Here is an 884-nt window from a genome sequence, read left to right on the forward strand (position 1 = left end):
GCCAGCGCATAGGCGGCGCGGCCGGACGCCGCCTCGTCGGCCGCGGCGACGGCGCAGGACGCGGCGGCGATCGACGCTGCCCAGGTCTGCGGCCCGATCGGACAGGAGGTGTCGGCCGTGTACCAGCCGAGCCTGCCGACGATGGTGCCGGACGGCCTGGCGCCCTGGGCCAGCATCTCCAGGCTCGGATGGATGTTCGCCACCAGCTCGGGCCCATGGTCGGGCAGTGCCGACCACTCCGCCCAGGCCTGCTCCAGGAAGTCGAGATAGTCGGGCGCATGGACCGACTGCAGCACGGCCCGATCGGCGGCCGGCGGCTCGACCACCTCGAGCTTCATGTCATGCACCGCGGCCAGCAGCGCCTCGGCCCGGGCCGGCACCTCGAAGTTGCGGCGCAGCTGCCCGCGCTGCAGGAAGAATTGCGGCGCGTGGCTGCGCTGGATGTCGTTCCAGAAGACCTTCATCTCACCGTCCCGTTCGTCGAAGGACGCCGCGACGGTCTCGTCCGCCACGGAGTCGCCGCCGCATCGTGCCGGGACTGGCGGCGATCGACCACGGGAATCTGGGGAGGCCCGCGCCCGGGCCTCCCGGTCCTTCCGGCTACAGCATGAAATCCGCCGCCGTCAGGGCGTGGTCGGCGGTGACGTTGATGGCGAAGTCGGGCGCCTTGTCGCCGTTGGCGTCGACATAGACCACCTGGATCGACCCCGCCGTCACCACCCGCAGCTCCCCGGCGTGGCGGGTGAAGTCGCCGGTGTCGAAGGTGAACGCCGTGTCGCCGTTGCCGGCATTGCCATCCGCATCGATCGCCGACAGGTCGATCCTGTCCCCGGTCGAGAAGTCGGTGATGCCGTCCTTGCCGATGCCCGACACGGCGCTGTCGG

Annotated in this window: 2 pseudogenes; both read right to left on the bottom strand. The window is 71.2% G+C overall.

The window, feature by feature from the left end:
- Positions 1 to 512: pseudogene (locus tag P409_RS35345) on the bottom strand (hypothetical protein); the annotation flags it as partial.
- A gap of 88 nt (positions 513 to 600) precedes the next feature.
- Positions 601 to 884 (bottom strand): annotated as a pseudogene (locus P409_RS39820) (hypothetical protein); the annotation flags it as partial.

Source organism: Inquilinus limosus MP06 (genome assembly GCF_000767795.1).
Lineage (GTDB): Bacteria > Pseudomonadota > Alphaproteobacteria > DSM-16000 > Inquilinaceae > Inquilinus > Inquilinus limosus_E.